General features: G+C 49.1%; 9 protein-coding genes. 3 read left to right on the top strand and 6 right to left on the bottom strand.

Annotated elements, in window-relative coordinates; translation table 11 throughout:
- The first annotated feature begins 186 nt into the window (after positions 1-186).
- Positions 187-1,872: a DUF262 domain-containing protein gene (locus DP106_RS14585; protein ID WP_120086495.1), complete on the top strand. Its 1,686-nt coding sequence runs from the start codon at positions 187-189 to the stop codon at positions 1,870-1,872.
- An 89-nt stretch (positions 1,873-1,961) separates the two neighbouring features.
- Here DP106_RS14585 and DP106_RS14590 read toward each other — a convergent pair whose 3' ends face one another.
- From DP106_RS14590 to DP106_RS14600, 3 genes are all read right to left on the bottom strand, one after another.
- On the bottom strand, positions 1,962-2,843 hold the full coding sequence (locus DP106_RS14590) for a DUF4352 domain-containing protein (RefSeq protein ID WP_120086496.1): 882 nt from the start codon (positions 2,841-2,843) through the stop codon (positions 1,962-1,964).
- A gap of 84 nt (positions 2,844-2,927) precedes the next feature.
- Entirely contained in the window at positions 2,928-3,578 is a 651-nt protein-coding gene (locus DP106_RS14595) for a hypothetical protein (protein WP_120086498.1), read from the bottom strand.
- Positions 3,579-3,653: 75 nt separating this feature from the next.
- A complete protein-coding gene (locus tag DP106_RS14600; RefSeq protein ID WP_120086500.1) occupies positions 3,654-3,938 on the bottom strand; it encodes a hypothetical protein in 285 nt (94 codons plus the stop codon).
- A 157-nt stretch (positions 3,939-4,095) separates the two neighbouring features.
- Here DP106_RS14600 and DP106_RS14605 point away from each other — a divergent pair, with 157 nt between their 5' ends.
- Positions 4,096-4,560: a hypothetical protein gene (locus DP106_RS14605; protein WP_133305174.1), complete on the top strand. Its 465-nt coding sequence runs from the start codon at positions 4,096-4,098 to the stop codon at positions 4,558-4,560.
- A gap of 239 nt (positions 4,561-4,799) precedes the next feature.
- Here the strand turns inward: DP106_RS14605 and DP106_RS15610 are convergent, their stop codons facing one another.
- Complete coding sequence (locus DP106_RS15610) at positions 4,800-5,966, bottom strand: homing endonuclease associated repeat-containing protein (protein ID WP_133305175.1); 1,167 nt, start codon at positions 5,964-5,966, stop codon at positions 4,800-4,802.
- Positions 5,966-6,715 carry a site-specific integrase gene (locus DP106_RS14610; protein WP_133305176.1) on the bottom strand — a complete coding sequence of 250 codons (750 nt, stop codon included), beginning with the start codon at positions 6,713-6,715 and terminating at the stop codon, positions 5,966-5,968. The genes DP106_RS15610 and DP106_RS14610 overlap by 1 nt, the downstream gene beginning before the upstream one ends.
- Before the next feature lie 633 nt (positions 6,716-7,348).
- Here DP106_RS14610 and DP106_RS14615 point away from each other — a divergent pair.
- Positions 7,349-8,638 (top strand): hypothetical protein, encoded by a 1,290-nt coding sequence (locus tag DP106_RS14615; protein ID WP_120086506.1) that lies wholly within the window; start codon positions 7,349-7,351, stop codon positions 8,636-8,638.
- A gap of 28 nt (positions 8,639-8,666) precedes the next feature.
- On the opposite strand, the gene DP106_RS14620 is transcribed toward DP106_RS14615, so the two are convergent.
- Complete coding sequence (locus DP106_RS14620; protein ID WP_120086508.1) at positions 8,667-8,915, bottom strand: hypothetical protein; 249 nt, start codon at positions 8,913-8,915, stop codon at positions 8,667-8,669.
- Positions 8,916-9,257 lie beyond the last annotated feature (342 nt).

Genomic DNA, 9,257 nt, shown 5'->3' on the forward strand with positions numbered 1-9,257 from the left:
TAGGACGCGCTCCCTATTATCTTACCCTGCCTCTCCGCTGTGCCTTGGCGGGGAATGGAAAACCGGCGCAGCAGCCAGCTTGCTGGCTGCAAGGGGGTTTTCCCTTGTGCAGTTGAGTGCTTTTGACTCCCATTTTGGCGCACATACACAGACACCTTTTTGTCAGTGTGTTTGTCATGTGGTGACATGCAAGCTACATTTAAAACAGTTCGTGGCCTCTTCACCACTCCGCCCTCTGCCTGTTTTAGAGTGCCAGAATATCAACGTGGCTATGAGTGGGATGAAAAGAACTTCGAGGATCTGTGGGCCGATCTTCAACGAGTTGGTGAACGGGTTGAAAAACACTTCATGGGGAATATAATTCTCCTGACTGAAGGCGACCAAAGTGAGCTTCAAATCGTTGATGGTCAACAGCGTATGACCACAATTAGCCTCTTTATTATGGCTATTCGGGATCACCCAAACAGAGGTGACTCTCACGACAAAATAATCGACGATATTCTAGAATCTTACAAATCAGGTGAAACTCAACGACGACTTTCTCTTTATGACGATGCTGATGATGCGGCTTTTGAGAGGATTTGGAATGGGAACGTAGACGATCTTAGTGGTAACATTGGAGACGCATATTCCTTTTTCAGAGATAGATTAGAGGGCTACTCTCAAGACGAATTATCTACCCTTCTCGATAATATAGTTCAGAATCTCAAAGTGGTACGAACCAAGGCTGAAGACCCCAGTCTAGCATATATGATCTTCCAGTCTCAGAACGAACGTGGGGTGGAAGTTGACCCTGAAGTTCTAATCAAAGCCCGGATTTTTGGTGAGGCTGACCGAGCTGACGACCCAGCTGATGGAAAATTCATCAAAGAAAGGTGGAAGAATGTATATGATATGTTGGAGTCTAACCTCTCTAGACCCCGATTTACAGATAACCATGTGATCCGCAGACCGATCACTCAAATGCTAATTAACTCGGATACACCTACTCCAAACCAACTTGATGGTGCTTCGTTGTATCGGACATTTGATGAGGCTTTGCAGGCAGCATCTAGCACGATGGATTTTGTAGATGATTTCCATTCTCAGACAAAGGATTATCTCCAAATATCTAGTTCTAATTATGATGTGCAGGCCTCCTCATTATCAAATGAAGAGCAGCGACAATTGCAGTATTTCAATTCCTCATCAAGCCACGCAGAGATTCTCACAATTGCTATCATCAACAATGCAGATGATGATTCAGTAGGTGAAGCAATACATCTAGCAACTATACTTGGTATGCGGATGCGTCTTGGTGGGTACCGATCTTCTAGACGGAAGAAAGCCGTACACAGTGCTGCATCATTGATTAACGACGGAAATGACGTTAGAGAATCGCTCATCAATACAATCAATGAGAAAGGCCCAGATGATGGTGAGATTATAGAACACGTTAGATCAAACACACTACCGATCCGTGGTGCTTGGCGGTTCAGAACCTTGCTTACGCTCGTATCAATCGAGGAGAATCGAAGGGGGCCTCTCCGGGCATCTCTAGACGACCTGCATATAGAACACATAGCACCCAGAAATTCGTTTAACGATAATTCTCGAAGCGGTAGAGACTATGCGAAATGGCGGCGGTCGCTTGATCAACAAGAGTTTGATGATGAAGTTGGAAAAGACAAGATTGGTAATCTGACTCTTCTTGATGGTACAGACCATGCACGCATACCTGAAGACTCATTCAGCAGCAAGCGGAAGGTCTACCGGAATTCAGATATCCGTATAACAGAAGATGTTGCTGACTATGACGTGTGGGATATGGATACGATAAACCACCGGTCAAAAGAACTGGCAACTGAACTCGCTCGAATTTGGTCTGTCTGATCAGCAAAGCGGCGATCTACTCGAAATTAGATATTTGATGACTGCAGGCTTTGGTCTGGAAATTGATTGGGCATGTATCCACAAATCAACTAACCCCACTTCACCGAAATCTCTCCTCCTATAGTTGATTCTGACCAGGCCATAGTAAGATCACTAACGGAGAGGTCGGAGGGTAGTTCATACGCAAGCCAGCCACTACGTTCAATTCCTGGTTGTAACTCTCCACTCTCGTACCGCTCTCCCTTATTAACCGGGTCGCTAAAGAGGATTGTAGAATCATACTGAGAACTTCCACTAACAAGTGAGAAACCTGTTGGCGAGAATTCTGACTGGCCAGTTTCGTTTTTTACATATATATTAGCAAACGCCCATTGTCCCCTATCTTCGGGTGATTCCTCTGTCTCACCGTCATATCCCTCAGCTGTGTACGTGTTCTGTAGTTCAGGTCTATCAACTCGGATTATATATCCGTCAGGTGTCGTATACTCACTCCCCCAGTCGATCTCAGCGGATATCGTTTGTATAACGGCTGTATTCTCTGACTGCCCAATAGCAAATTCATACCTGTTTATATATTCAAGATTGTCTATCTCAACACTGAGACTAGTAGTCTCTCCCGCTCCTACATCTTCAATATCGTACTCATTTACTAGACTCCAATCTGAGTCGGGCGTTCGGATGTATAGAGGGGCAGTAGTCCCACCTGCTGAGTCTCCAGTATTTCTAATCACGATGCTTCCCGAAACTGATGATCCAATAGATGCGGTTTCTGGCAGATTGTATTCAACCACCTCAAATGATGCCCCACCTTCTTGACTTTCCTCGTTATCCGATGAATCCGACTGAGTAGATTGTGTATCGTCACCAGACCCTTCTTCACTATCTCCACTCACTTCTGGACTACCCGAACATCCAGCGATACTCGTGAGTAATCCTGCGGAAACGATTGAGGTAAATGCGCGTCTTTGCATGGAATTGACACCATTTTGCTACGGAATATAATTTGGGCTGTTTATGTATCAAAGAGGTTGTATTTACAGACGCCAATTTTATTTCTATTTCCCCGGCGGCTGGAGGTTCTTCATTCCAAAATCAGACTGCGGCACATAACGATCAGCCAGCTGCGCCAGCTCCCGAGTACGCTGGATATCAGCGAGGTTGTGCTTGAGCAGTGGCAGCCACTCAGCGGCCTCGTATGCGTCCACAGCCGCGCCGCTGTCCTCGAAGGGGTCACAGGTGTCGTTACCGATCAGCTGGTCGTAGACGCCCACGAGGTCGCGCTTGTCACCGGTGTCGAAGCGATCAACGATGGCTTCCATCATATCGGCGTAGGCGAGATCGTCGAACGGCCACACCATATCGTGATCCAGGAATCGGGTGCGACAGAACGGGAGATCAAAGCCACCGTTCCACGTCTCACCGTTGTAGGCAGTGAGGTAGTGCCGGTCGCCGTCAATCTGACTCGTCGCAATCTCGCTGACTGCTTCTAGTAGCTCCTGCTCGTTGTCGGCTATCTCAAGCGACACAGTACCGTTTGCATGGTATTCGAGCTTGTTGACGAGAGCAGCTTGATTGGCGTCTCTGCCGTCGATGTTGATGATGAGTGAGGCACCGATACTGTGCGCGAACCCAGCGACAGTGATGACTGAATCATCGTCAAGGCCGCTGGTTTCGATGTCGAATGCGACTGGATCTAAGTCACCCATACTATTGCTCACTACCGATACCACTATATCTCTAATCGGGTCGTTTCCGGAAATTCAGGGGCTAAGGCTAGCGATTCATTTCCCTCTGAGCAACCAACTCAAACGAGATAGTAATCCGTCGTCCTCATCTTCTTTGACTCTCATCTCTGTGTTCTCGAATCGGCCAACGATGACCTTGTTTGCGTTCTTGAAATAGTCTAACTCCTGCTCTAGATCGTCAACTTCATCGGCTCGATCCATGAGATGTCGAGCCGCCTCACTCTTACTTCGGTATCGGGGATCATCGCTCTCTGCCATCTCCTCTAGTCGCTCTATATGGTCTGTTCGCAGCGTCAATGTGATCTGATCTGTCTCTGGCATGCATAACAGCTCTAATTATCTGGCCGCTGTCTGCGAATTAGAGCTATAATTGAAAAATCATGGTTACATTACTCGGTTATTTTATACTACTTATTATCCTACAACACATAACAAAAATTGTTAACTGTGTAGGGTCGTAATGGCTGGTAGAGCAATCATGAAACCAGCTGTTGAGACGGGCAATCACCCGGACGGCGAGCCGACATTAGATGATGGGGTACTAGTCGATAGCAATAATCTGCATTGGCTCATCACCGATGCTGAGGATCTGAGCGACCCTGTGCAAATATCCGAGATCGACAATCAGCCTGGTCGAGTGCGATACCACCATCCAGATGATCCAGATGTTGAGGGAATCGGCTGGACTGAGTACCAGTACGACCAGTTTAGAGATGCACGGCTCTGCTACGGGTTAAGACAGACTGTTGGTGATTATACAGTTCACGCAAGTTCGGCCATCCCGCAGCCGGTCGCTATCGCAGGCAAGCAGGCAGTTTCATCGTACTATAGGGCCGAATACATGCGATCACGCGATAGCGTTGCATCGACGATGGGCATCACCCCACAGACCGTATCAAACCACTGGACGAGGATGCGTTGGAGTCCCGGCGATCAGGAGTGAGTGACAATGTGGCCGCCGGACTCTCAGGGATACGTTCGCTGTCCTCGCTGCGGCGACCCGATCACCCAGCCTGAGAGACGTGCTGTGCGGAATCGAGGCCGCTGGTATCATCAAGGGCTGCGTGGCCGACTGACGCCGCTCACACCGCTCTCAGACGGCCCGGATTACGTCGTGTACTGATTCTCAGTGAGATATCTGTGTGTCTTGCTGGAGAGATATCTGAGCAGATTCCTAGCGTACTACGAGTACCGTGGCTCTCCGGTATCGGGATCAAGGATAACCGGCGGTGGGGAGAAATCAGGATGCTCGTAGCTGTCGTGGACATACACCCACAGCAGTAGATCATTGAGGTAGAAGTTGGGGCGGTATCCATTTGCCCCAAGACGCCGTTTAATGATATCTGAGTCAATACCTTGCCGAACAAGATTAGCTCCGTGGGTGTATGATAAATCAGCCGGAAGAATGGCCGGAGTTCTTCCTCTTCGCCGTCTTGAAACCCACTCTCTCGATTCTATATTCGCCATCTTTGCTATACTAAAACACCTATTGTAAACCGTACAAAAGTGTTCTATCGGAATCTCATCATAATTATCTAACACCCATTCAAGAGTCTCTGGCAGTTTAGTAGGGATACGCTCTCCAGTATGTGGATTTACCCATGTCTCTGGCAGTCTTACTAACCATGGTTCTTCTCCGGTTATCTCAGCGGGTACTCTGAGGATGTTCTGATCACGGTTTTGCCGCACCCAATCAATTGAGAATTCAATAATAGTTTGAGAAGACATACCTGAAAACATCACTAGAAGGGTTGGCAGGGCTTCTTCTGGTGGGAGATCTATTGTTTTATGATAGAGTTGGTCAAACTGCTTGGGCGTGAGTGGCCGCCTATATCTTGGTCTTAGACCTGCGCTAACTGTCCCTTTCCACCACCGCCCAAATTGGTTCTGAACGGTATCAGGTGAAACTGTTTCTTTAGCCCTGAGTTCCCCCTGTGAAGGTGCTATATTGTCGTCTGTGATCCTTCGCAATTCTTTCAATACCCCCACAGGTTCCCAATATTTACGATTTATGTCAAGTCCAGCCTCTTTGAGCCCATCGTTCCAAGACCCAAAGTGCCGTTGTACCGTTGCTGCTCCATATTTTCCATGTTGATCGTACGCTGTAAAACTCAGCGTTTCTCCGTGTTCAGCGGCTAACTTGCGAAGATCGGAAATCAGGTCTTCATCAGATACTTCAGTCGTCTCAATCCCTGCTTCTCCGAGTCCATTTGTCCAAGATCCAAAATGTTGCTCTACGGTCGCTGCGTAGTGTGAACCGTGTTTATTATACGTTCTAGAACTCAGTGGTTCCCCGTGTTCAGCAGCAGTCTTCTGAAGATCAGCAATCAATTCTTCGTCAGATGGCATTAGATATGATCGAGGAACTCCCGTGCGTCGGTTTCGTCGGCTACCCTCTCTTCATAATCTTCTAGCGACGAGACGTGATCGTGGCCGGTGTACTTGATGAGTTTGGTGCGCTGCATATTGTTGCGAATCAACTGCATGATAAACGTGCCACGCATGTCGTGAGGGTATACATCTGGCACTTTCTCATCAAACCGTGCATCGTCGGTTAATCCTCTTTCTAGCCCGATCTGTGCATCAACCGCGATCTGTTTGAGCCATTTATTTACTGTACCCTCGCTAATTCCGTCGCCTGCAATCATTTCATTGCCAATATCATCTCGTGTCACCTTGAAATATGACTTACATAATTTTCGCAGACCGAGCTCCTGTGTAGTGAAATCGTAGTGACCTCCCTTGTTGAAATTATTCCACGTCTTAGCTAGTGGGATGTCTCTCTCGTCGTCGTATTTAGTCGTGAATTCCCCCTCATCTTCACAGTTTGTACAAGGGGATGTGTCTCCATTTTTGTGACAGACCCCTGCATTTGGGACCTTCAGCTTCGGAGGGTCATTATCATTGGTTTCTGTGGTATCTGCGTCAATCCATGTGAGCCATGTGGGGCCGTGGATGTGACAAAACGTATTAACTCGCAATCCCGTGAACGGTAACAACATTCCAGTAATCTTCTTGTCAGGATTAGACTGATCTTTGCATGCTCGAACCCACGCCTGTAGTGCGGGCCTGTGCAGCCCTTTGTTGCTTCGTCCCACGGTTTTTACTATGTATTTTGTATCAAGAACGTAGTTACTTAGTAGTTGTTATGTAAAGTACGTAGCAATGTCGAACCGCTAAGACTCTCGATTTCAGCCGTTTTAGATCAAAGCGTCTCGGTTTTGGCGCAAAATCTACGTACTTTCCGGCAAAGTACGTAGCTGCTGACCCCATTACATACGCAGTCTGATAGTGTCCTATGTGGGGGTATCCGACCCCGATACATAATCAATCAGATAATTATTTCGCCAATTGTGTCATATCTCATATGGTTGCTCTCAGACCCCGACCTATCACATTTCATATGATGCTCTCAGACAATCGTGAGAATCACCGTCAGAGGCTTTATAAGGGTATGCTCGGTTATTGAGGGCAAGACGACAGGCAACACTACTCGTGATCGATTGTAGACGGGAGCTGACCCGTCCCCCTCAAATTGGTACCTTGGCGGGGACAGGTCAGGAGCCAACACCGACCGGCTCGCATACTCCTACTGAATCTACGCCTAAAGCATTACTGTCAACGGCGTGGATTTGCCGTACTGCTCGTTTGTTCCACTCAGAGGGCCTATACCCTCGGGTTAGCGTCTCCAGACTCCCGATCCAACCGCAGCTAGCTGGGGGTGATCGGCCATGACCGCCGATACATCGGTAGATTACGACGACCCACCAACCGAGATGGCCGAGGTCAACGTCGATGAGCTGACCGACGATCTCCTCGATGCGATCAATCGACCTCATCAATCGACTGTTGACGAGCGTGGTTCTGACGGGCTGATGTCGCCGCTATCGCTGCCCGGATTCGGCGAGGAGTGCCACGATGATTCTTTGATCTATTACTGTACTCACTGCGGCTCTACCGTTGAAATGAGCCATACTTGCTACAAATCCGAATGTCCCGATTGCGCTCCGATGTGGGATATCGACAAAGCGGAGAACCACGTCGCCCGAATTGAGACGATTGCTAAGATTATGAGTGCCCGACTGGATGGGGCTTCAGTAAAAAAGCACCATCTGGTCATCTCACCACCTGAAGACTGGGTGCTTGAAGCATCTGACCCGCTGGACAAGACATTCGATGTGGTTGGGGAGATCATGGATTTACTCAACATGGAGGGGCTGCGATACTATCATGGCTGGCGCGGGCGAAATGGTGACGATCTCGATGCGTGGAAGAATCGCTTATTTGCAGGCCGGGGTTTTGAGAACGACGTTCGGCATGAGTTGATTCCGAGTGCCCACTTCCACGTCATTGGGTGCTCGCCGTTCGTTCCTGGTGGCGAGGTCACTAAGCAGATTGAGGAGGAGACTGGGTGGCTGATCAAGCGAGTGACTGAGGGTGGTGACGAATCAGCCTCAAACAAATCACTCCCGACGATGGAGGACGTTGCTGAGGCCGTCACCTACTGCCTCAGCCACACTGCAATCAAGATGGTCGAGGACGGCAACAACAACGCCCAGTACCGACCTCACGGCCAATTGTGGCACAATCATGACCGAGTAACGGTCTACGACCACACTCGTCGTGAGGCTGAGTACGCTGTTCGGAAGGCAGCTCCCACAACGCTCGGAGTCAATCGCAACAACCTCCGATGCGGCACTCCGCTGCCATCTGACGAACAACCAGACGAGTCGATTGATCCGGGCAAATCATTCGACGATCATGCCGACAGTGGTGACATCGACAGCACCGGTGGAACCGATGCTGACACTGATCACGACCATGACCACGATCACGGAGACGAGAGTGCCTGCAACGCTCCGATCAAACCGATTTGGGAGGCTGACAACCAACTGTCCGACGATCAATGGGTTGAGGCTGCGGTCTATGCCGACCAGCTGCGGCGAGCCTACGAAGAGTGGGAGTCACAGGGCGACTACGATAACCCACCACCATCCCCGATAGTTGACGCATTCGGGTGATTTTTCATCTCGATAGAGGCATCTTTAGCTAGCTCTGTTTTCTCCACATCTCGCCGTCAAAATCGACCCAATCAGGACACTCATAGAACACTGACCCATCCTGCTTTGTCTTCCGAGTGATCCAACCTGTTTCTGCGATCACTACTAGTGTTTCTCTGGCTGTTCGCTCGGCAACGTCAGCCATCTCCGCGATCTCGCTCGGCGTGACTCGGTTATCGCTTCGAATTGTCGATGCAAGGGCATACTTCCAGATTCGATCTCTGGTTTTCTCGTTCACATGAGTATATTCTCATCCATGCGTATAAGCTCATGTGAGTGGCTCACTCCGATGACTCCGTGATATACTGTCGATTTGCCTCCCGAAAACTAGAGTATGAGCATATACTCACAGGAAATACAAACGTCGCCACCGGTGTCGTATAATCACAAAGAGCTAGTAGAGGCTCCAATACACGGGTTTACTATTTGAGGCGGCGACTCAACCCCCGCATCTTCGCACTAGCTACCGTTAGAATAACGCAGGCGAAGATCGGCCAAAATTTTTGCTAGCGTCAGCGCGTCCGCTAGGACGCGCTCCCTATTATCTTACCCTGCCTCTCCGCTGTGCCTTGGCGGGGAA

It is taken from the genome of Halonotius pteroides, from assembly GCF_003605635.1.
GTDB classification, from domain to species: Archaea; Halobacteriota; Halobacteria; order Halobacteriales; family Haloferacaceae; genus Halonotius; species Halonotius pteroides.